The organism is Confluentibacter citreus (assembly GCF_002807055.1).
Taxonomy (GTDB): domain Bacteria; phylum Bacteroidota; class Bacteroidia; order Flavobacteriales; family Flavobacteriaceae; genus Confluentibacter; species Confluentibacter citreus.
In genome coordinates, this window is the sequence record NZ_NIXN01000001.1 from 1,187,515 (window position 1) to 1,209,654 (window position 22,140).

The following is a 22,140-nucleotide window of genomic DNA, read 5'->3' on the forward strand; positions in this document are numbered from 1 at the left end:
TTCTTGTCTTAACTTGTAATTATTTGCACGCAAAGGCGCAAAGTTTTTATAATTGGGTTTTTGATCTAGCGTCTTGGCGACTTTGCGAGAGATTCAAAGCCAAGTGAGATTTTTTTTTGAAAAATTTTGGATAATTTGAATTGAATGAAAAAAACATTATACATACTAGTTTCTATATTATTGATGGCTTGCAATAGCGAAGATGCGGGAGATTGCTTTCAAACAACGGGAGCCATTATTCAGGAAGAAATAATACTTTCTGATTTTGATAAAATATTAGTCAATCGTGATATTGAATTAGTTGTAAAAGAAGGTCCAGAGCAAAAAGTAATCATTGAAACTGGTAAGAATTTATTAAATGATGTTGAAGCGGTTGTAGCCGATGGGAGACTTACTCTAACCGATAACAACAGTTGTAATTATGTTCGGGATTATGGCATTACAAAGGTGTATATAACGTCTCCAAACATTACTGAAATTAGAAGTTCAACACAGTATAACATAAGTTCGGATGGCGTATTAACCTATCCTATTTTAACCATTTTATCCGAAGATTTTAGTGCACCAGATAGTTTTACTATTGGGAATTTTTATTTGCAATTAAATAATGATGCATTTACTATCGTATTTAATAATATATCGAATTGTTTTGTTTCGGGTACTACCAATAACTTAAATATTACTTTTGCATCTGGAGGATCAAGGTTTGAAGGCGAAAATCTTATCGCTCAAAACGTGACCTTTTGGAATAGAAGTTCAAACGATATGATTTTAAATCCGCAACAATCTATAATAGGAAAAATCTCGGGAACAGGAGACGTGATTTGCTTAAACCAACCACCTATTGTTGATGTTGTTGAACAATATAAAGGGCGATTAATTTTTAAATAAATTTACCGACTGTTTAGCGATTTCCAATTCTTCATTAGTTGGAACCACCAAGATTTTTGCTTTTGAATCTTCTTTGTTGATAGCGCGAATGGTTCTTAAATCAGAATTATTTCTCTTAGTATCCAAATTAATGCCCAAAAATTCTAAATCTTCACAAATTAGTTGGCGCATATATTTTGAATTTTCACCAATACCACCTGTAAATACAATAGCATCAAGTCCGTTTAGTGCTACAGCATAACTACCTATATATTTTTTTATCCGATAAGCGTTCATCTGTAAAGCCAATAAACAATCGGTATTACCTTTTGAAGCCATGGCTTCAATATCTCTTAAATCGCTATAACCTGTAAGGCCAAGCATACCACTCTTTTTATTCAATAAGGCATTTATGTCCTTTAAATTGAATTTTAGTTTGTCTTTTAAATGAAAAATGATGGAAGGGTCAATGTCGCCCGATCTTGTTCCCATAATTAAACCGCCCAGAGGCGAAAAGCCTAAAGAATGATCGATGCTTTTGCCATTTTTTACAGCTGTCATACTGCAACCATTTCCTAAATGAATAGTAATTATTTTAGACTCTTTTTTGCCTAAAAACAAAATAGCTTTTTCTGAAACATATTTATGGCTTGTTCCATGGAAACCATATAAACGGATATTATGTTCGGTTAAAAATTCATTAGGAATCGCATATTTATAAGCATATTCGGGTATACTTTGATGAAAAGCGGTATCGAAAACAGCCACTTGTTTAGCATTGGGAAAAATATCTTCTGCCACTTCTATGCCTTCTAAATTTGGAGGATTATGAAGCGGTGCTAAAGAGGATAAAAACCTTATTTTTTCTTTTACAGCTTTTGTTATTTCAGTAGTGTCGCTAAAATAACTTCCGCCATGAACGACCCTATGACCTACAATAGAAATATCTTCTGGGGCCTGTATAACTCCTGAATCATTATCTAATAAATATTGGGATACTAATTTTAAAGCGGCTTTATGACTTAATATTTGAGTTTCAAAATCAATGGTTTCCTTTTGGGTTTTGAATTTAAAATTAGCATCATTAAAACCAATACGATCAATTAATCCAGAGCAAAGAATAGTTTCATCTGGCATGGAGAATAATTGAAATTTTAAAGAGGAGCTTCCTGAGTTTAAAACGAGTACCTGCATATATTTATTAAAGTTCTTGAGCTTGAATAGCGGTTATAATGACGGTGCTGTAAATATCATCTACTGTACACCCTCTACTTAGGTCGTTAACGGGTTTGTTTAGTCCTTGTAAAACGGGACCAATGGCCAACGCGCCTGTTTCACGTTGCACGGCTTTGTACGTATTGTTGCCAGTATTTAAATCTGGAAAAATGAGTACACTGGCATGTCCCGCTACTTCAGAATCTGGCATTTTGCTTTTTCCAATACGCATATCTACAGCGGCATCATATTGAATAGGGCCTTCTATTTTTATGTCTGGGGCTTGTATCTTAACAATTTCTGTGGCTTCCCTTACTTTTTCAACATCAGCGCCCTTTCCTGAAGCACCGGAAGAATAAGATAACATGGCCACTTTGGGTTCAATACCAAAATCCTTAGCTGTTTGGGCAGATGAAATAGCAATTTCTGCTAACTCAGCAGCATTTGGATTTGGATTTATGGCGCAGTCACCAAAAACAGAAATCCTGTCTTCTAAACACATAAAGAATATAGACGATACAATATTAACGCCAGGTTTGGTTTTGATGAATTGCAAAGCTGGTAACAAGGTATGCTGGGTGGTGTGCACTGCTCCAGAAACCATGCCATCGGCGTGGCCTTTGTAAATCATCATGGTTCCAAAATAAGATACATCTGCCATCGCATCTCTAGCCATGGCTAAATTAACGTTTTTGTGTTTTCTTAATTCATAAAGGGTGTTAACATAGTCTTCAAAATAAGGTGATTTTGTAGGATATACAATGTTTACCTTTTTTAAATCCAACGGAATATCAAATTTTTCAACAAGTTCTTTAATCTTGTCTTCGTTACCTATAAGCGTTAATTTTACAACTTGTGCATTTATCAAACGAGCGGCTGCACGTAGTACGCGTTCATCATAACCTTCAGGCAATACAATATGTTTTTTATTTTTTAAGGCACGTTGCAATAAATTATATTGAAACATTCTTGGGGTAAATATATCGGATTCGAAGGTTATTAATTTATCGGCTAGTTTATCAGTATCCACATGCTTTTCAAATGTGGCGATGGCTGTTGTGATTTTTTCGGTATTATCGGCGTATATTCTTGGTTTAATAGTACCAATACTATTGGTGACGGAATAGGTTCCTCCCTTAACACTAATGATAGGAACAATACTTGAAAGGCCTTCAATAAGTTTTAGTATGGATTCTTCAGGAATAAGTCCGCCTGTTAATATAATACCAGAAATTTTGGGATAGTTTTTCGAGATATTGGCTTGTAACGCACCAAGAATAATATCGGCGCGATCTCCTGGAGTAATTACCAAAGCATTGTCTTTTAAATGCGTTAAATAATTACGTAATTGCATGGCGCCAACACTAAAATTTTCAGAAAGATTGTGTAACATATCGTCTCCAAAAAGAACCGTTCCGTGTAATGATTTTACTATTTCTTTAATGGTAGGGCTTGATAAACTATGGATTAACGGGATAACGGTAATATCGGTATCATTGGTTATACGTTCTTTTAATAAATGCTTTAATTCCTTAAGATTATTTGGATGCACTTTATTGGTCATGATGGAAAGTACATCCGCTTCTTTTTTAAAGATGTCATAAGCCAATTGCACATTATCAACAATGTCCTTTAAATCATTTTTATCACCTCTGGTGACGATGATTACGGGAAGTCCCAAATTTTTTGAAATTAGCATATTGATATCTAATTCCAGATTTGAGTTTTCATGCGAAAAATCAGTTCCCTCTACTAAAACAATATCAAATTGGTCTTCAAGATGTTTGTATTTCGTAATAATGACATCAATAACATCTCCAGATTTTCCTTGATTATACAGGTTAAGAACTTCGTTTCTAGTAAAAGCGAAGCATTTTTTGTAATCAATATTAATTTCAAAATATGTCAATACCGTGTTGATATGGTTGTCCATGTCACCTTCATCAATGTCATCAATAATGGGTCTAAAATAGCCTACTCTTGCGGTTTTACCCAGCAGCATACGCATAAGCCCCAACACAACAACCGATTTGCCACTACTTGGTTCAATGGCTGCAACATAAATTCCTTTACTCATAATTAGCTTGTTTTTAAAATATATGCAAAATTAATGTCTTCATATATTTGTAAAACTGATTTATATCATACCTCTCCAAAATTACGGAAGAAAGTATGCTGTTATTTTGAAGTCAAATCTCTAAAAAGAGATTCTAAACTGGCATTTTTTTGGTTAAGCTGTAAAATTTTCAATTGATTATCATGTGCAAAATCAAACACATAAGCGCGCATATCTTCTGAAGTTGAAAAGGTTATCTCATATACAAAATCGTGTGTATTTATAACGTTTTTTGCTTTTGGTAATTTTAATAAAAAAGCATCTTCAACTCTATAGTCAAATTCCACTACAACAACTTGTTCTTTACTATCACGAAGTTCCTGCAGTTTTTTATCAGCAACAATTTGTCCTTTATTTATAATGATAACACGGTCGCACATTGCTTCAACTTCTTGCATAATGTGTGTCGAGAGAAACACCGTTTTTTTCTTGCCAATGGTTTTAATCAAATATCTAATATCAACTAATTGGTTGGGGTCTAAACCTGTTGTAGGTTCATCAAGAATCAATACCTCAGGGTCATGCAATAAAGCATTGGCCAAACCTACACGTTGGCGATAGCCTTTGGAAAGTTGCCCTATTTTTTTATGCGATTCTGGAGTTAAACCCGTTTGTTCAATAACCTCATTAATTCTGTCCTTCGAAACATGATAGATATCCGCATTAAAGGACAGATATTCTTTAACGTACATATCTAAATACAGCGGATTATTTTCAGGTAAATACCCAACACTTTTTTGAACGCCTTCAACATTACCATTAATATCATGTCCGTTAACCTTGGCATTGCCACCATCACTTTTAATAAACGTGGTTAAAATTTTCATCATAGTCGATTTTCCGGCGCCATTAGGCCCCAAAAAACCAACTATTTCTGGGTTGTTTATTTTAAACGATACATTATTTAAAGCTTTTTGGTTTCCGTAAAGTTTAGAAACACCTTCAACCTCTATTGACATATTTAAATAGTTTGTTCAAAAATAATGATTATATCGTGTAATGTAAGATTTGATGTTAAATCTTTAAAACTTTTGATAAAAATGAAAAAAAATAAATATTCGATTTTGATATATTAAAATATTAATTACTTTAGCGGCGTAATTGGGAAAATAATAAACTCCCCCATATGAAAAGAACATATTATACATATTTTAGCAACTTTTATTTCTTTTTTAGCAAAAGGATCGAGGCGTTGTATGTATAATTTATAAACTATAAATTTAATATAAGTCTCGATGAAAATCGGGACTTTTTTTATGTATGATAAAAACGGTTGCCATACAAGGAATTAGAGGATCTTTTCACCATATTGTTTCATTACAATATTTTGAAAAACCGGTTCGCGTTATAGAATGTATGACGTTTGATGGGGTTGTGGAATCCTTAGTGACCAATGAAAGTGATGCTGTTATTATGGCGTTAGAAAATTCCATTGCAGGATCCATTTTGCCTAATTATGCTTTGATAAATAAACATGATTTGCATATTGTAGGCGAACATTATTTGGATATTCAGCATAATTTGATGGCGTTGCCTAATCAAACTATTGAGGATATTAAGGAAGTGTATTCTCATCCCATGGCGTTGTTGCAATGTAAAGAGTTTTTTAAAAACTATCCGCATATTAAACTTGTTGAAGATAAAGACACTGCTGAGGTTTCAGAGCGCATTCACATACATCAACTTAAAAATGTAGGTGCTATTGCAAGTGTTATGGCTGCTGACATTTTTGAATTGGATATTTTGGCACATAGCATTCAAACCATAAAGCATAATGAAACCAGATTTGCCATTGTTAAAAGAGTGAATTCGGAAGTGCCTGAAAATGAAATAAATAAGGCTTCCTTAAGATTTGAAGCTGATCATAAACGTGGAAGTTTAGCAACCATATTAAATGTGATGAGCGATTGCAAATTGAATTTAACTAAGATTCAATCCATGCCCATTATAGAAACACCTTGGAAATATGCTTTTTTTGTTGATGTTACTTTTGAAACGTATGCCGATTTTAAAAAAGCAAAATCCATTATAGACATTATGGCCATTAATTTTAGAGTATTGGGCGAATATAAAAATGCTAAATTATGATAGAAGTAGCAGATAGATTAAATACCGTTGAAGAATACTACTTCTCAAAAAAATTAAGAGAGGTAAATTTGCTTATCGCTAATGGAAAACCTGTTATTAATTTAGGTATTGGGAGCCCAGATATGCGACCGCCACAAAAAGTTATAGACGCCATAGTGGAAAGTTTACAAGACGCTAATGCACATAAATACCAGAGTTACCAGGGGCTTCCAGCGTTAAGGGAAGGGATGGCCGGATTTTATAAAGAACATTTTAATGTGTCTTTAAATCCGAATACCGAGATATTGCCTTTAATGGGAAGCAAGGAAGGCATCATGCACATTTCTATGGCTTTTTTGAATGAAGGTGATGGTGTTTTAATTCCGAATCCGGGATATCCAACGTATCAATCGGTGTCAAATTTAGTCGGAGCCAAAACGGTTCTTTATGAACTTGATGAAGCGAACCATTGGTTTCCGGATTTTAAAGCCATTGAAAAAAACGATTTAAGTAAGGTGAAGTTAATGTGGGTAAATTATCCACACATGCCAACAGGAGCAGGCGCCACAGATGAGCTATTTAAAGATTTAATCGCTTTTGCTAAAAAACATAATATATTGATTATTAATGATAATCCGTATAGTTTTGTGCTGAATGATTCGCCTAAAAGTATTATGAGCATTGCTGGAGCAAAAGAGGTTTGCTTAGAACTTAATTCGCTTAGTAAAACCTTTAACATGGCAGGCTGGCGTGTCGGTATGGTTGTGGGCGATAGCAATTATATTAACCATATTTTAAAGGTTAAAAGCAATATGGATTCTGGTATGTTTTATGGTATTCAAAAAGGCGCTATTGAGGCTTTAAAATGTTCGAGCATGTGGTTTGTTACATTAAATAGTGTTTACAGAAAACGGAGAGAGTTGGTATGGAAATTAGCAAAAGCATTAAACTGTAAATATGATGAAAATGCAACTGGACTTTTTGTTTGGGCAAAATTACCTCCAAACGTAAAATCGGAGGCATTTATAGATACAATATTAAATAACAATTATATATTCATAACGCCAGGAACCATTTTTGGTAGTAAAGGTGAAGGATATATACGGTTTTCTTTATGTGCTTCGGAAGAAGAATTGGTGGAAGCCATTTCAAGAGTAATATAAGTTTAAATTTTAAAAGCTCTTTCTTTAGAGAGGGTTGAAAGAGGAATGAAAAATATATACATCATAGGTGTCGGATTAATAGGCGGGAGTTTAGCTTTAGAAATAAAAAGGCTCGACCCTACCGTAACCATTTATGGCATCAGTAGAAAGGAAGCTACGCTTGATGAAGCTATGTCATTAAATTTAATTGATAGAAAAGCAACTATAGACGATATTGTCAATGCCGATTTGGTAATTCTATCCATTCCAGTTGATGCCTCGGTTGCCTTATTGCCAACTCTTTTAGATAAAATTTCAGAAACTGGATTGGTCATTGATGTAGGATCAACCAAAGAGGCTATCTGCAAAGTGGTTGAAAATCATCCAAAAAGAAAGCAATTTTTGGCCATGCATCCTATAGCAGGAACTGAGTATTCTGGCCCTAAAGCCGCGATATATGATTTGTTTCAAAATAAAACGAATATTATTTGTGAAGAGGATAAAACCGATGAGGCTCTTAAGAATAAAGTGTTGGATTTTTTTATCGCCATTGGTATGAAGCTAAGACGTATGAATCCAGAGTCACATGACAAACACATTGCGTATGTTTCACATTTATCGCATATCAGTTCATTCATGTTGGGTAAGACCGTTATTGAAAAGGAAAAAAATGAACGTGATATTTTTGATATGGCGGGGAGTGGATTTGCTTCAACGGTACGACTAGCAAAAAGTTCGCCTGAAATGTGGACTCCCATTTTCAAGCAGAATAAAGTTAATGTTATTGAAACATTAGAAGAATATATTACAAACCTCACTCATTTTAGGGATATGATGAAAGAAGATGACTTTGAAGCCATTTATAATGAGATGAAAAATACCAATCATATAAAAGACATTTTAAAAGGAATTATTTAAAAACAAACACCAAAAACAAAATTTTCAAAATCCAATTTAGAAAAAACACAATGATTTGGAATTTGGAATTTAATTTTTGAAATTTTATTAAAGATTATGGAAAACAAGAAGGAATTAAGAGGCTGGTTAGATGATTTAAAATTAGATCATCCTTTGGTTATCGCAGGACCATGCAGTGCAGAAACAGAAGAACAAGTATTAAGAATAGCTCACGAGCTAAAAGATACAGATGTCAACTATTACAGGGCAGGTATTTGGAAACCAAGAACACGACCAGGCATGTTTGAAGGTGTTGGTGCTTTAGGTTTAAAATGGTTACAAAAAGTAAAAGCTGAAACTGGTATGAAAACAGCAACTGAAGTTGCTAATGCAGCCCATGTAAAATTAGCTTTAGAACATGATATCGATTTGTTATGGATTGGCGCACGCTCCACGGTGAGTCCATTTATTGTTCAGGAAATTGCTGATGCCTTACATGGGACCGATAAAATTATATTGGTAAAAAACCCAGTAAATCCAGATTTACCTTTGTGGTTAGGTGCTATTGAGCGTTTAGCAACGGCGAATATTAAAAAATTAGGGGTTATCCATAGAGGGTTTTCAACATACGAAAAAACAAAATATAGAAATAATCCAGAATGGCAATTGGCGATTGAGTTACAAACCAAATTTCCAGATTTACCAATAATTAATGATCCATCACATATTACTGGAAAACGTGATATGATTTTTGATGTGTCTCAAACAGCTTTGGATTTGAATTTTGATGGATTAATGATTGAAACGCATTTTGATCCTGATAATGCTTGGAGTGATGCATCTCAGCAAGTAACCCCAAAAGTGTTGATTCAGATTATGAAAGATTTGAAAATAAAAAAAGAGACCGATCCTGAAGCGGACTACAATAAGAATCTTGATAATTTAAGAGCTCAAATTGATATTGTAGATAATCAAATTATAGAATTATTAGGAAAGAGAATGAAAGCGGCCGATAGCATTGGAGCACTTAAAAAGCAAAAGAATGTTGCCGTTTTGCAGTCTAAACGTTGGAACGAAATTTTAGGTAAAATGGTTCTTGAAGGCGAATCTAAAGGATTAAGCGAAGAGTTTGTTTTAAAAATGTTTAAAGCGATTCATCAAGAGTCTATTAACCATCAAGAGAAGATTATAAATGGTTAAAAAAAAGCCTCACGATTGTGAGGCTTTTTTTATTCTCATAATTTATGGTTTTATCCCACGGCATATTATTTCTAAATGTTGTTAATTTGTATAAGTATTATTCAATCTTTAATGACAGGACTTGTTTATAAATCTACAGGTAGTTGGTACACCGTTAAAACCGATTTAGGCGACACTTATGAGTGCCGTATTAAAGGTAAATTCCGAATGAAAGGCATTAAAAGTACCAATCCCATTTCAGTAGGCGATGTTGTGGATTTCGAATTGGAGACGGATAATAATCAAGTTTCTGGAATTATCAATAATATTCACGACAGGAAAAATTACATCATCAGAAAATCGGTCAATTTATCAAAGCAAACCCATATTATTGCAGCTAACATCGATCAGGTTTTTTTGTTGATTACTATTAACAATCCTCCCACATTAACCAGTTTTATCGATAGGTTTTTGGTCACTGCCAATGCCTACCAAATAAAAACCATTTTGCTTTTCAATAAAATAGACGCCTACGATGAGGAGACCTTAAATGAAGTAAAATTTCTGGCTCATGTGTACAGAAAGATTGGCTATGAATGTATTGGGGTTTCGGCCAAAACTGGTAAAAATGTTGAAAAAGTCAAATCCATCATGCAGGGTAAAGTCAATATGTTTTCCGGTCATTCAGGGGTAGGAAAATCGACGCTTGTTAATACCATTGAGCCAACTTTAGATATTAAAACCAAGGAAATTTCAACCTTACACATGCAAGGCCAACATACAACAACCTTTGCAGAAATGTTCGATTTAAGTTTTAATGCCAAGATTATTGATACGCCCGGAATTAAAGGTTTTGGAGTTGTAGATATGGATAAAGAAGAGGTTGGCGATTATTTCCCCGAATTTTTCGCTCTTAAGCAAAACTGTAAATTCCATAATTGTTTGCACGTGCAAGAACCTAAATGTGCTGTTAAAGCAGCTTTAGAAGCTGATGAGATTGCCTATTCACGCTACCGTAGTTATCTGCAAATACTCGAAGGCGATGATGAACATTACCGAACAGAAGATTGGGAACGCGAGTAATTAGTTTACAGTCCCATTAATCAAACTTTTAAAATTTAAATAGTTTAATAAATATAGTGAAAGTCCTCTTTGAGGATTTATGGGTATATGAAAGTAGTTATTCAAAGAGTATCAAAAGCAAGTGTAATAATTGAAGATAAAATAGTAGCTTCCATTGAAAATGGCCTTTTAATCCTTTTGGGAATCGTTGATGAAGATACCCAAGAAGATATAGAATGGCTTACTAATAAAACTGCCAACCTCCGGATTTTTGGTGATGAAAACGGCGTGATGAATAAATCCATTTTAGAAATACATGGCGATGTTATTGTTGTTAGCCAGTTTACGTTACATGCTTTAACCAAAAAAGGCAATCGCCCAAGTTATATAAAAGCAGCAAAGCCAGATGTCGCCATTCCGTTGTATGAAGCCTTTGTAAAGCAATTGGAAATAGATTTAAATAGAAAAATTCAGATAGGAGAATTTGGCGCCGATATGAAAGTGGAGCTTATAAACGATGGTCCTGTAACTATTATAATTGATTCAAAAAATAAAGAGTAAACACAATTATAATTTATTAAACTTCACAGGTCCTTCCTTGTTTGATTATTTAAAATGTAAGTTTTAGCTTATTAACCAAAAGGTGTGTATTACAACGAAATATGATTTTTCTCATGTTATTGTTAGCTTAAAAATAATATATTTAAAGCTTTAATCATATTTAGCACAATAAATGAATGTAAAAAGCATAGCGATTATTTTTATTTTATTCTCATCAACATATCTTTTTTCACAAGAAAATTTATATTCTTCAGCTTCAATTCCAGAAAATCTTACACAAAATGCTAATGCTGTCGTTAGGCTGCATCAAGTAAATGTTTCGTTGAATGCTATTAACAATATGGATGTTTCTGAAAAACGGATTATAACCGTTTTAAACAAACAAGGGAACGAGAATATTAATGCGTATCTGCATTATGATAACAACGTAAAAATAAAAGAATTAGAAGTTAGGGTTTTTAATCAGTTGGGTAATGAAATAATAAAAGTCAAAAAGAGCGATTTTAAAGATGTCAGTGCGGTAGACGGAGGCACATTATATTCTGATTCCAGAGTTAAATACTTAGAATATACACCCATTTCCTATCCTTATACGGTTGAATTTAATTACTCGTTAAATACTAGCAATACGGCATTTATTGTTCCATTCATGCCTATTGATGGTTATTTTTTAAGTGTTCAAAATAGTTCATATACTATAAATTTTCTCAGTGATCTAACCATAAGAACCAAGGAAATTAATTTAGAAGGTATCGATGTTACAAAAGAAGAACTCTCAAATAAAATTAGCTATAGTGTTAAAAACTTAGAGGCTATGAAGCCAGAAGATTATAGTCCTACTTTGGTAGATATGTCCCCCAAAGTATTATTTGCTTCAAAAAAATTTACATTGGAGGGTGTGCCTGGCGAAGTGGAAAACTGGTATGATTTTGGAAAATGGATTTACGATGATTTACTGAAAGGAACAAACGATTTATCAGCCGAAACGGTGTCTTACATTCAAAATTTGGTTAAAGACGAGAAAAATAATATTGATAAGGCAAAAAAAATATATCAATATGTACAGGACAAATCCAGATATATTAGTGTGCAAGTTGGTATTGGCGGATGGAAACCTTTTAATGCTTCAGAAGTTGATAGGTTAAGCTATGGGGATTGCAAAGGCTTAACAAATTACACCATGTCTTTACTTAAGGTTGCTAATATTGAATCGAATTACACTGTTTTGTACGCGGGTGAGAATCAAAGAAATATGGATCCATATTTTGCTTCCATGCAGGGTAACCATGCTATTTTATCTATACCCACAGAAAATGATACACTTTGGCTGGAATGCACCAATCAAAAAGTGCCTTTTGCTTTTATTGGCGATTTTACCGATGATAGAGATGTACTGGTTGTAACACCAGAAGGAGGTAAAATACAACGCACCAAAAAATATACAACAGAAGAAAATAGCCAAGATTTAAAAGGACATTATACCGTATCAAGTACTGGTGATATTCATGTAAAGGTAAATGTGAGTTCTAAAGGGATTCAGTACGATAATAAATATGTATATGAAACCCAAACCAAAAGAGATTTGGATACCTATTACAAAAACAGATGGGATTATGTAAACGGTATTACCATTAATAACATGCAAATTACCAACGATAAAGATCGTGTAGCATTTATTGAAGATATTAGTTTTGTTGCCAGTAATTACTCCAAGATAGCTGGAGATAGAATGTTAATTACATTGAATGCATTAAACAGGCAGACAGAAATTCCGAACCGTTATCGAGATAGAAAATTCCCGCTTAAAATTAAAAGAGGTTTTAAAGATGTAGATGAAGTCGAAATTGTATTGCCATCAGATTATAAAATTGAAGCCATGCCTAATAATGTTTCCATAGTAAATAAATTTGGAAGCTATCATATTGAAATTGAGAAAAAAGATGATTACACACTCCTTTACAAACGTCAGTTTATTGTAAATGATGGGGAGTTTCCTAAAGAAGACTATGAAGCTTTCAGGGAATTTAACATGGAAGTATCAAAACAAGACAATACAAAAGTAGTACTAATTAAAAACCAACCATAAATGAAATGAGTATAACCTAAAATTGGTCACAGATACTGATTACGGTATACAAATAACATATGACAAATAAAAAACAATAAATATCTACATATGAAAACCACCACACTATTGCTAAGCTTGTGTTTTTCAATATCAGCATTAGCTCAAAATTATGATTTTGGAAAAGTTTCAAAAGAAGAACTGGAGGAGAAATTCAATCCATTAGACACTTCGGCAAATGCAACCTATTTATATAAAAATCGAAGAGCATACCTCAAGTATGATCAGAATTTAGGATTTCAATTAATAACCGATATCCACGAACGTATAAAAATATACAATCAAGACGGGTTTGATTATGCTACTAGTCAAGTAGAACTATATAAGAGCGGAAGTGATCAAGAAAAATTATCAAGCCTAAAGGCCAATACCTATAATTTGATTGATGGTAAGATAGAAGAAACAAAACTAGATAAAAATGGCATTTTTAAAACAGAGCTCTCTAAATATTATAATGAAACTAAATTTACAATGCCAAATATAAAAGAGGGAAGTGTTATTGAATATAAGTATACTATTGCATCTCCTTTTTACTGGAATGTTGATGATTTTGTGTTTCAACATGCCATTCCAGTAAGAAAACTAGAAGCTTCCTTTGAAACACCGGAATATTTTAATTTTAAATTAAACACGAAAGGGTATTTAATGGTAACCCCAAAAGTAGAAGCTAAAAGTGATAAAATCACTTTTACTAGCACTGGATATGGTGGTATTGGAGGAGCTAAAACCAGTAGTACATCTAATTTAGACTATATTAAAACGATAACATCTTATAATCTTTCAGATATTCCAGCATTAAAAGATGAACCTTATGTAAATAATATTGGTAATTACCGTTCGGCAATTCAATACGAATTATCATATACAAAGTTTCCTGATTCCCCCATAAAATATTATTCAACACAATGGGAAGATGTGGTTAAAACAATATATGAAAGTTCCAGTTTTGGAACAGAATTAGATAAAACAGGTTATTTTGAAAGTGATATAGATGCTTTGATAAGTAGTGTTTCCGAACCTATAACAAGGGCATCGCTCATCTTCAACTTTGTGAAAACCAAGGTTAAATGGAATAACTATATTGGAAAATATACAGATGGAGGTGTAAGAAAGGCTTATAAAGACCAAGTAGGGAATGTAGCTGAAATAAACCTCATGCTAACAGCAATGTTGCGATATGCTGGCTTGAATGCGAATCCTGTTTTGGTTAGTACAAGACAAAATGGTATTCCATTATTCCCAACATTAGATGGATATAATTATGTAATATCTGGTATAGAAACAGAACAAGGAGTCGTTTTATTGGATGCTAGTAACAAGTATTCCTTGCCAAATATTTTACCATCCAGGGTTTTAAATTGGGAAGGGCGAATCATAAGGAAGGATAAAAGTTCTTCCACAATCAGTTTATATCCCAACCAACCTTCCAAAAATACCATAGCGATGATGGCTAATTTAGACGGGAATGGTAATTTAGAAGGTAATTATAGGTCTGTAAAAACGAATCATGATGCCATGATATACCGAGAAAATTACTTGGAAATTGATAAAACCCAATTTTTGGAAAACCTTGAAAACAAATATAAAGGCATGGAAATTTCAGATTATGAAGTTAAAAATGACTATGATTTATCAGAACCTATAACAGAAACCTATAAATTTTCATTAGAAAGTCAAGCGGATGTCATAGGGGATAAGCTGTACTTTTCACCCATGCTCTTTTTAAAAACAAATGAAAATCCTTTTAAACTAGAAAAGAGAGAGTTCCCTGTAGATTTTGGGTCTCCACATGAAACATCATATAGAATAATAATTAATTTGCCAGAAGGATATAAAATTGAGAGTATGCCAGAAGCCAGTGCATTAATGATGCCCGATAATTTAGCGGAATTTAAATATTATCTTTCTGGAAATGAAAAAAGTATTCAAGTTATAGTTTCAACCAAAATAAATGAGTCTATTATTTCTCCTATGTATTATGATAGTTTAAAGGAATATTTTAATAAATTTATTGAAAAAGAAGCAGAGCAAATTATTCTTACCAAAATATAATGGACATTAAAAACGCACAAATAACTGTAGACAACTGGATAAAAGATCATGGTGTTCGTTATTTTAACGAACTAACAAATATGGCACAACTTACCGAAGAAGTAGGCGAGGTAGCAAGAATTATTGCACGGCGCTATGGTGAACAAAGTGAAAAAGAAAGTGATAAGGATAAAGATTTGGGAGAGGAATTAGCCGATGTTTTATTTGTGGTATTATGTTTGGCAAACCAAACGGGTGTCAATTTGCAAGAAGCTTTTAATAAGCGTATGGACAAGAAAGCAAAACGAGACCATGATAGACATCATAATAATGAAAAATTAAAATAATTTATAAGTATCTTTGAACGCTTCAATCTCGATAGCTATCGGGAGAAGCGTTTTTTAATACATTATAATGGATATTACACTTCATAAATCACAAATAGAAAATAAAAATCACAAAATCACTATAACGGGCTCTAAAAGTGAATCTAATAGGTTACTCTTATTAAAAGCTTTGTATCCAGAATTTACTTTGGATAACATTTCAAATTCTGATGATAGTAATTTAATGACCCAGGCATTAATCTCAGATTCTGATATCATCGATATTCATCATGCAGGGACTGCCATGCGTTTTTTAACAGCTTTTTTGTCTATGCAAGAAGGAAAAGAAGTCATTATTACAGGCTCTCAACGCATGAAAGAACGTCCGATTAAAATTTTGGTTGATGCATTAAATGAACTTGGTGCAGAGATTAGTTATACTGAAAATGAAGGCTTTCCACCCTTAAGGATAAAAGGAAAAAAGCTAACAAATAATAGAGTGTCGCTTCAAGCAAACGTAAGCAGTCAATATATTTCGGCATTATTATTAATAGCATCAAGACTTGAAAACGGACTGGAATTAACACTCGAAGGCGCCATTACATCCATTCCCTACATAAAAATGACATTGGCACTTTTGGATGAAATCGGAGTTGCAACATCATTCGTTGGAAATACTATCAATGTTAAACCTAGTGCCCTGAACCCAAAACCCAAAACCTTAACAGTAGAATCCGATTGGTCTTCAGCATCTTATTACTTTAGCATTGTTGCGTTATGTGATGTTGGTACAGAAATCACATTATCTTCATATAAAGAGCATTCATTGCAAGGAGATTCTGTGTTGGTAGATATTTACAAACATTTTGGAGTTGTTTCAACTTTTAAAAACAACGAAGTTATTTTAAGAAAAGAAACTTTTAACGTTCAACCTTTGACTTTAAATCTTCAGAATGCGCCAGATATTGCTCAAACCATTGCCGTAACATGTTTTGGATTGGGAATAGCGTGCGATTTAACAGGACTTCATACCTTAAAGATTAAAGAAACGGACAGATTGGTAGCTTTAAAAACTGAAATAGAAAAGTTGGGCGGGGAGGTTGAAATAACCGACGAATCTTTACATCTATCACCTTCTGAAAAAATAAATAAAAATATTCCCATTGCCACGTATCACGACCATAGAATGGCGATGTCATTTGCACCCTTAGCTTTAAAAACAGATATAATAATTGAAGATGCCAATGTGGTTTCAAAATCATATCCAACCTTTTGGGAAGACCTAGAATCTATCGGTTTTAAAATAACAAAATAATAATCACTCATTTACTTGACAAGGCCTATCTCACAATTGTATATTTGCAGCCTGATTTTTAAAAGCTGAAGCAAAAACTTTAAACTTTTAAACTCTTAAACTTTTAAACATTATTTTAAATGAACCATTCAATAATTCTATAGTTTGTTTTTCTCTTGATTAAACTATTGAATGCGCCATTTGACAATTAAAAAAACAATAAAAACGAACAAATGAAATTATCACACTTCGGATTCAATTTACCAGACGAATTATTAGCAGAATATCCAGCAGAGAACAGAGATGAATCTCGTTTAATGGTTTTAAACAGAAAAACGCAAACTATAGAGCATAAGTTGTTTAAAGACATTATGGATTATTTTGATGAAGGAGATGTCATGATTATAAACAACACCAAGGTATTTCCAGCAAGATTGTATGGGAACAAAGAAAAAACAGGCGCTAGAATTGAAGTGTTTTTGTTAAGGGAATTAAATGAAGAACAACGCCTTTGGGATGTTTTGGTAGATCCTGCTAGGAAAATAAGAATAGGTAATAAATTATATTTTGGCGATGATGATACACTTGTTGCAGAGGTTATAGACAATACAACATCACGTGGACGTACTTTACGTTTTTTATATGATGGTTCTTACAGGGAATTCAGGAGTAAACTTACGGAATTGGGAGAGACACCACTTCCTAAATATATAAAAAGAGAAGTACAACCGGAAGATGAAGAACGTTATCAAACGATTTTCGCCAAAAATGAAGGTGCTGTTGCGGCACCTACGGCTGGACTTCACTTCTCAAAGCATCTTTTAAAAAGATTAGAAATTAAAGGTGTTAATTTTGCTGAAGTCACTTTGCATGTTGGTTTAGGAACTTTCAACCCAGTTGAGGTAGAAGATTTATCTAAACATAAAATGGATAGTGAAGAATTAATTATTGATTCTAAAGCAGTCGACATCGTTAATAAAGGTATTAAAAACAAAAAACGTATTTGCGCCGTTGGTACCACAGCAATGCGCGCTATAGAAAGCTCGGTATCCTCAAACGGCATGCTAAACGAAATGGAAGGTTGGACCAACAAGTTCATTTTCCCTCCATACGATTTTAGTATTGCAAATTGCATGATTACTAATTTCCATACACCAAAATCAACATTGTTAATGATGGCATCAGCATTTGGTGGTGTAGATTTCGTTAAAAAAGCATACCAAGAAGCCATTAAAGAAAAATACAAATTCTATAGCTATGGTGATGCCATGTTAATCATATAAATTTTAGAAGCCTTGTTTAACAAGGCTTTTTTTTGCATTCATCTATTTTTAAAACAGTAGTTTTCAGATATGAGTTTCTCTCCTTTGGAGGGATTAAGGGAGGCTATTTTTCATTATTTTTGCATCTTATGACAGTAACTAAAAAAGACATTCGAGCATTATCAAAAGAAGACCTAAGGGATTTCTTTGTAAAACAAGGTGATAAAGCATTTAGAGGTAATCAGGTTTACGAATGGCTTTGGCAAAAAGCGGCTCATTCTTTTGATGGGATGACCAACCTTTCAAAAGAAACCAGGGATCTTTTAGAGCATCATTTTGTTATCAATCACATTCAGGTCGATACCATGCAACGTAGTAAAGATGGTACGGTAAAAAATGCCGTAAAATTGCATGATGGTTTGATTGTAGAATCTGTTTTAATACCTACCGCTACCAGAACAACCGCCTGTGTGTCTAGTCAGGTAGGTTGTAGTTTGGACTGTAAATTTTGTGCTACCGCAAGATTAAAACGCATGCGTAATTTAAATCCTGACGAAATTTACGATCAAGTAGTTGCCATAGACCAAGAAAGCAAATTATATTTTAACAGACCGCTTAGTAATATTGTTTTTATGGGCATGGGCGAACCGCTTATGAACTATAATAATGTGATAAAAGCCATTGATAAAATAACGTCTCCAGAAGGCTTGGGAATGTCTCCAAAACGGATTACGGTGTCGACCTCTGGTGTCCCAAAAATGATTAAGAAAATGGCAGATGATGATGTTAAATTTAATCTAGCGGTGTCGTTACATTCCGCTATTGATGAGGTAAGAACATCCATTATGCCATTTAATGAAACCTTTCCGTTAGCAGATTTAAAAGAGGCTTTGGAATATTGGTACATGAAAACCAATCGGAAAATCAGTTACGAATATGTGGTTTGGAAAGGTATTAATGATACCCAAAAAGATATTGATGCATTTGTGAAATTCTGTAAATATGTGCCTTGTAAAGTCAATATCATAGAATATAATCCCATTGATGATGGTGACTTCCAGCAAGCAAGCAGTGAAGCTATAGATAATTATATTTATCATCTTGAGAAACATAGAATTGTAGTGAATGTTCGCCGAAGCCGAGGAAAAGATATTGATGCTGCTTGCGGACAATTAGCTAATAAATCTTAAAATGTATTTTTATCATTTGAAATAGTATATTTAAAACTTAAATGAAAATAGTAGAGCAAATAAAACAACCTATAGTCTATGAAATGGAACTTTTCGAGCAAAAGTTCCTGTTATCCATGTCTAGTAAAGTGGCTTTGCTCAATAGGATTACGACCTACATTGTAAATAGGAAAGGCAAACAAATGCGCCCCATGTTTGTGTTTTTGGTTGCTAAAATGGTATCTAATGGTGAAGTTAGTGAGCGAACCTATCGAGGCGCTTCGGTTATCGAATTGATTCATACCGCCACATTGGTGCACGATGATGTGGTAGATGATAGTAATCGTAGACGCGGTTTTTTTTCAGTCAATGCACTTTGGAAAAACAAAATAGCTGTTTTAATAGGGGATTATTTATTATCAAAAGGCTTATTGCTTTCCATTGATAATAATGATTTTGATTTGCTTAAAATCATTTCCATTGCCGTTCGCGAAATGAGTGAGGGCGAATTGCTTCAGATAGAAAAAGCTAGGAAACTAGATATTACCGAAGACATTTATTATGAAATCATTCGTCAAAAAACCGCTACGCTTATTGCGGCTTGCTGTAGTTTGGGCGCGGCTTCGGTAAAACCTGAATCAGAGCATGTGGAAACCATGCGCAAGTTTGGTGAATTGATAGGCATGGCATTTCAAATTAAAGATGATTTGTTCGATTATGGGGATGCACAAATTGGTAAACCAACGGGCATCGACATTAAGGAACAAAAAATGACCTTGCCATTAATTTATGTACTTAATCAAGCATCTGAAAAAGATAAGAATTGGTTAATTAATTCCATCAAAAATCATAATAAAGATAGTAAGCGCGTTAAAGAAGTCATTGCTTTTGTGAAAGACAATGGAGGTCTGGATTATGCTATTAATAAAATGAATTTATTTCAGGAAGACGCTTTAAAACTGCTTGAAATCTATCCAGAATCAGACTATAAAAAATCACTGGAGTTAATGGTGAATTATGTTATTGATAGAAAAAAATAAATAGTTTATTTTAACCTTTCCAAGATTCCTTTTCGCTTTACTACGTTTTTATAATCCCATTGAATATCTTGTGCTTTTTGAATCCAACGTTCTAAATCCATACTATTTATTTGTTCTACAGATGTGTAAAGTATGGAAGCATCTTTAAATTTTCCAGAGCCTAATTTTAATGTATCTTCGTCAAAACTGGCGCCACTCCAAAACATCAAGCGAATGCCACTTTTTAATTTGCTATAACCCACAATAGGATTTCCATCTAAAAACCAAACGGGATGTCTGTGCCAAATTTTGCTTTCCACTTCTGGTAAGTGCCTGTATATAAAAACAGCTAAAAAATCGCATATTTGCCGTTCCTCAAATTCCAGTTGGTCATTGTAAGCAGCGATGTCTTGATTCATCTCAGGGTTTTGTGTTTTCGTTTACTCTAAAAACAACCATATCAGCGATTAAGCTAATAGGAAGTTCGTCATTTAAAGGAAACTGCACCGAGCCTTTTCCTTGTTTATATTTTGAAAGTTGGAATTCGAACTTTTGGTGTCCGGTAGGCGTTGCATAAAACCCAATATGTTTAGTAAATCCGCCAAAATAGACAAGCGGTTTTTTATTCAATTTATAGGCGGGCATGCCATAAGAAATACTTTCTATAGCATTTGGAGCATTCTTTAAAATAGTATTACGAACTAATTTCAATTTATTCTGTACGTCTGTAGGAAATTCAGCTATATAGTCTTCAACAGTATTTATTTCTTTTTTCATGATCAATAAAAAAACAATAACTAAAGTAATAAAATTTCACAAAGGGTGATAGGCTCTTTATTGTTGCTGCTGTTGCTGTTGATGCTGAATCATTTCTAAATTTTGAAAATAGCGATTGTTTGTAGATAACGGCACAAAATTTTTTGTATTGCCATGATCTAGATGATTATTTTTTGTTGTACTAACATCTACTTTAACAAGCAACTTGGCTTCAATATTTCCTTTAAAAACACCTTTAACAGGAGAACAGTCATCATAATGTCTTCCAACAGCTAAACGCACATGGTTTTCGTTGGCAATGGCATTATTTGTTGGGTCTACACCAAACCAACCATAAAAGGGGATGTACGCTTCAATCCATGCATGGGTGGCGCCTTCGCCTCTTGTAATAGTTTCATTAGGGCATATATAACCACTCACATAGCGTGCAGGAATTCCAATCATTCTAACGAGTTGTAATAATACATTGGTGAAATCTTGACAAACCCCTGCTTTTAAATTCCATACTTCCTCTGGGGTTGAGTTTACAGTAGTGATTCCTTGTATGTAATTAAAATTTTTATAAACATATTCGCAAAGTTGTAAAACAACTTTATATGGTGAATAGGTATTTATATCAATACTTTCAATTAAACTTAAAACACCTGGGGTGTTTGCAAAGACTTTGCTATAGGATGTGAAATCTATATAATCTATATTTTTTTGAAGGGATTTTATCTCCGCCCACTGTTCGTTATTTGCAACGCTATCATCGGGAAAAATTTTATCAAAAGTAATGACTTCGACTACAGATTCTATGGATAACTCTTTATGGGGTTCTGTAATCATAAAGGTACCAAATGTGTTATTGTAGAAATCCTTAAACGTTTGAATATAGGCATTGTTAGTAACAGCAATGGTATGGGATAACACTTTTTGGTGATCGTCATTTATAGGATGTAGCCTAATTAAATTAGCAGCATCAATCACTGTATTGCTATAGGTGTATTTTGTAAGATGTTTAATGTAGAATTTTGCCATGATTTTTT

Annotated in this window: 20 protein-coding genes; 14 read left to right on the top strand and 6 right to left on the bottom strand. The window is 33.5% G+C overall.

Annotated elements, in window-relative coordinates:
* Positions 1-144 precede the first annotated feature (144 nt).
* Entirely contained in the window at positions 145-891 is a 747-nt protein-coding gene (locus CDH49_RS05200) for a head GIN domain-containing protein (protein WP_193434711.1), read from the top strand.
* Here CDH49_RS05200 and CDH49_RS05205 read toward each other — a convergent pair.
* The 3 genes from CDH49_RS05205 to gldA form a co-directional block, all read right to left on the bottom strand.
* The gene (locus CDH49_RS05205; RefSeq protein WP_100614311.1) at positions 877-2,064 is read right to left on the bottom strand and encodes an acetate/propionate family kinase; all 1,188 of its coding nucleotides are present in this window, start codon (positions 2,062-2,064) and stop codon (positions 877-879) included. The genes CDH49_RS05200 and CDH49_RS05205 overlap by 15 nt on opposite strands.
* Positions 2,065-2,071: 7 nt before the next feature.
* Complete coding sequence (gene pta / locus CDH49_RS05210) at positions 2,072-4,162, bottom strand: phosphate acetyltransferase (RefSeq protein ID WP_100614312.1); 2,091 nt, start codon at positions 4,160-4,162, stop codon at positions 2,072-2,074.
* A gap of 101 nt (positions 4,163-4,263) precedes the next feature.
* Positions 4,264-5,160 (bottom strand): gliding motility-associated ABC transporter ATP-binding subunit GldA, encoded by an 897-nt coding sequence (gene gldA / locus CDH49_RS05215; RefSeq protein ID WP_100614313.1) that lies wholly within the window; start codon positions 5,158-5,160, stop codon positions 4,264-4,266.
* Between the two features lie 301 nt (positions 5,161-5,461).
* Between gldA and CDH49_RS05220 the strand changes: the two genes are divergently transcribed.
* From CDH49_RS05220 to CDH49_RS05280, 13 genes are all read left to right on the top strand, one after another.
* Positions 5,462-6,289: a prephenate dehydratase gene (locus CDH49_RS05220; RefSeq protein WP_100614314.1), complete on the top strand. Its 828-nt coding sequence runs from the start codon at positions 5,462-5,464 to the stop codon at positions 6,287-6,289.
* Entirely contained in the window at positions 6,286-7,431 is a 1,146-nt protein-coding gene (locus CDH49_RS05225) for a pyridoxal phosphate-dependent aminotransferase (protein ID WP_100614315.1), read from the top strand. The genes CDH49_RS05220 and CDH49_RS05225 overlap by 4 nt, the downstream gene beginning before the upstream one ends.
* Before the next feature lie 45 nt (positions 7,432-7,476).
* Positions 7,477-8,328 carry a prephenate dehydrogenase gene (locus tag CDH49_RS05230; protein WP_100614316.1) on the top strand — a complete coding sequence of 284 codons (852 nt, stop codon included), beginning with the start codon at positions 7,477-7,479 and terminating at the stop codon, positions 8,326-8,328.
* Between the two features lie 96 nt (positions 8,329-8,424).
* On the top strand, positions 8,425-9,507 hold the full coding sequence (locus CDH49_RS05235) for a bifunctional 3-deoxy-7-phosphoheptulonate synthase/chorismate mutase type II (protein WP_100614317.1): 1,083 nt from the start codon (positions 8,425-8,427) through the stop codon (positions 9,505-9,507).
* A 111-nt stretch (positions 9,508-9,618) separates the two neighbouring features.
* Positions 9,619-10,569, top strand: coding sequence for a ribosome small subunit-dependent GTPase A (gene rsgA, locus CDH49_RS05240; RefSeq protein ID WP_100614318.1), 951 nt, complete (start codon positions 9,619-9,621; stop codon positions 10,567-10,569).
* An 87-nt stretch (positions 10,570-10,656) separates the two neighbouring features.
* Positions 10,657-11,109 carry a D-aminoacyl-tRNA deacylase gene (gene dtd, locus CDH49_RS05245; RefSeq protein ID WP_100614319.1) on the top strand — a complete coding sequence of 151 codons (453 nt, stop codon included), beginning with the start codon at positions 10,657-10,659 and terminating at the stop codon, positions 11,107-11,109.
* 172 nt (positions 11,110-11,281) lie between these two features.
* Positions 11,282-13,195, top strand: a complete 1,914-nt coding sequence (locus CDH49_RS05250) for a DUF3857 domain-containing protein (protein ID WP_100614320.1) — start codon at positions 11,282-11,284, stop codon at positions 13,193-13,195.
* A 90-nt stretch (positions 13,196-13,285) separates the two neighbouring features.
* Complete coding sequence (locus CDH49_RS05255) at positions 13,286-15,286, top strand: DUF3857 domain-containing protein (protein ID WP_100614321.1); 2,001 nt, start codon at positions 13,286-13,288, stop codon at positions 15,284-15,286.
* Positions 15,286-15,612: a nucleotide pyrophosphohydrolase gene (locus CDH49_RS05260; protein ID WP_100614322.1), complete on the top strand. Its 327-nt coding sequence runs from the start codon at positions 15,286-15,288 to the stop codon at positions 15,610-15,612. The genes CDH49_RS05255 and CDH49_RS05260 overlap by 1 nt, the downstream gene beginning before the upstream one ends.
* Before the next feature lie 67 nt (positions 15,613-15,679).
* Positions 15,680-16,906, top strand: a complete 1,227-nt coding sequence (locus tag CDH49_RS05265) for a 3-phosphoshikimate 1-carboxyvinyltransferase (protein ID WP_100614323.1) — start codon at positions 15,680-15,682, stop codon at positions 16,904-16,906.
* A 212-nt stretch (positions 16,907-17,118) separates the two neighbouring features.
* Positions 17,119-18,168 (top strand): tRNA preQ1(34) S-adenosylmethionine ribosyltransferase-isomerase QueA, encoded by a 1,050-nt coding sequence (gene queA / locus CDH49_RS05270; protein ID WP_100614324.1) that lies wholly within the window; start codon positions 17,119-17,121, stop codon positions 18,166-18,168.
* A 128-nt stretch (positions 18,169-18,296) separates the two neighbouring features.
* Positions 18,297-19,337: a 23S rRNA (adenine(2503)-C(2))-methyltransferase RlmN gene (gene rlmN, locus CDH49_RS05275; protein WP_100614325.1), complete on the top strand. Its 1,041-nt coding sequence runs from the start codon at positions 18,297-18,299 to the stop codon at positions 19,335-19,337.
* A gap of 41 nt (positions 19,338-19,378) precedes the next feature.
* Positions 19,379-20,356: a polyprenyl synthetase family protein gene (locus tag CDH49_RS05280; protein ID WP_100614326.1), complete on the top strand. Its 978-nt coding sequence runs from the start codon at positions 19,379-19,381 to the stop codon at positions 20,354-20,356.
* 5 nt (positions 20,357-20,361) lie between these two features.
* Here CDH49_RS05280 and CDH49_RS05285 read toward each other — a convergent pair whose 3' ends face one another.
* The 3 genes from CDH49_RS05285 to CDH49_RS05295 are packed head-to-tail and all read right to left on the bottom strand — an operon-like array spanning position 20,362 to position 22,132.
* Complete coding sequence (locus CDH49_RS05285) at positions 20,362-20,754, bottom strand: DUF1801 domain-containing protein (RefSeq protein ID WP_100614327.1); 393 nt, start codon at positions 20,752-20,754, stop codon at positions 20,362-20,364.
* A gap of 1 nt (position 20,755) precedes the next feature.
* The gene (locus CDH49_RS05290) at positions 20,756-21,112 is read right to left on the bottom strand and encodes an iron chaperone (RefSeq protein WP_100614328.1); all 357 of its coding nucleotides are present in this window, start codon (positions 21,110-21,112) and stop codon (positions 20,756-20,758) included.
* Between the two features lie 57 nt (positions 21,113-21,169).
* Positions 21,170-22,132 (bottom strand): transglutaminase family protein, encoded by a 963-nt coding sequence (locus CDH49_RS05295; protein WP_100614504.1) that lies wholly within the window; start codon positions 22,130-22,132, stop codon positions 21,170-21,172.
* Between the last annotated feature and the right edge of the window lie 8 nt (positions 22,133-22,140).

Bases quoted from the DNA above. Each gene is read 5' to 3' on its own strand.
- CDH49_RS05200 (WP_193434711.1), top strand. From the start codon at position 145: ATGAAAAAAACATTATACATACTAGTTTCTATATTATTGATGGCTTGC.
- CDH49_RS05205 (WP_100614311.1), bottom strand. From the start codon at position 2,064: ATGCAGGTACTCGTTTTAAACTCAGGAAGCTCCTCTTTAAAATTTCAA.
- pta (WP_100614312.1), bottom strand. From the start codon at position 4,162: ATGAGTAAAGGAATTTATGTTGCAGCCATTGAACCAAGTAGTGGCAAA.
- gldA (WP_100614313.1), bottom strand. From the start codon at position 5,160: ATGTCAATAGAGGTTGAAGGTGTTTCTAAACTTTACGGAAACCAAAAA.
- CDH49_RS05220 (WP_100614314.1), top strand. From the start codon at position 5,462: ATGATAAAAACGGTTGCCATACAAGGAATTAGAGGATCTTTTCACCAT.
- CDH49_RS05225 (WP_100614315.1), top strand. From the start codon at position 6,286: ATGATAGAAGTAGCAGATAGATTAAATACCGTTGAAGAATACTACTTC.
- CDH49_RS05230 (WP_100614316.1), top strand. From the start codon at position 7,477: ATGAAAAATATATACATCATAGGTGTCGGATTAATAGGCGGGAGTTTA.
- CDH49_RS05235 (WP_100614317.1), top strand. From the start codon at position 8,425: ATGGAAAACAAGAAGGAATTAAGAGGCTGGTTAGATGATTTAAAATTA.
- rsgA (WP_100614318.1), top strand. From the start codon at position 9,619: ATGACAGGACTTGTTTATAAATCTACAGGTAGTTGGTACACCGTTAAA.
- dtd (WP_100614319.1), top strand. From the start codon at position 10,657: ATGAAAGTAGTTATTCAAAGAGTATCAAAAGCAAGTGTAATAATTGAA.
- CDH49_RS05250 (WP_100614320.1), top strand. From the start codon at position 11,282: ATGAATGTAAAAAGCATAGCGATTATTTTTATTTTATTCTCATCAACA.
- CDH49_RS05255 (WP_100614321.1), top strand. From the start codon at position 13,286: ATGAAAACCACCACACTATTGCTAAGCTTGTGTTTTTCAATATCAGCA.
- CDH49_RS05260 (WP_100614322.1), top strand. From the start codon at position 15,286: ATGGACATTAAAAACGCACAAATAACTGTAGACAACTGGATAAAAGAT.
- CDH49_RS05265 (WP_100614323.1), top strand. From the start codon at position 15,680: ATGGATATTACACTTCATAAATCACAAATAGAAAATAAAAATCACAAA.
- queA (WP_100614324.1), top strand. From the start codon at position 17,119: ATGAAATTATCACACTTCGGATTCAATTTACCAGACGAATTATTAGCA.
- rlmN (WP_100614325.1), top strand. From the start codon at position 18,297: ATGACAGTAACTAAAAAAGACATTCGAGCATTATCAAAAGAAGACCTA.
- CDH49_RS05280 (WP_100614326.1), top strand. From the start codon at position 19,379: ATGAAAATAGTAGAGCAAATAAAACAACCTATAGTCTATGAAATGGAA.
- CDH49_RS05285 (WP_100614327.1), bottom strand. From the start codon at position 20,754: ATGAATCAAGACATCGCTGCTTACAATGACCAACTGGAATTTGAGGAA.
- CDH49_RS05290 (WP_100614328.1), bottom strand. From the start codon at position 21,112: ATGAAAAAAGAAATAAATACTGTTGAAGACTATATAGCTGAATTTCCT.
- CDH49_RS05295 (WP_100614504.1), bottom strand. From the start codon at position 22,132: ATGGCAAAATTCTACATTAAACATCTTACAAAATACACCTATAGCAAT.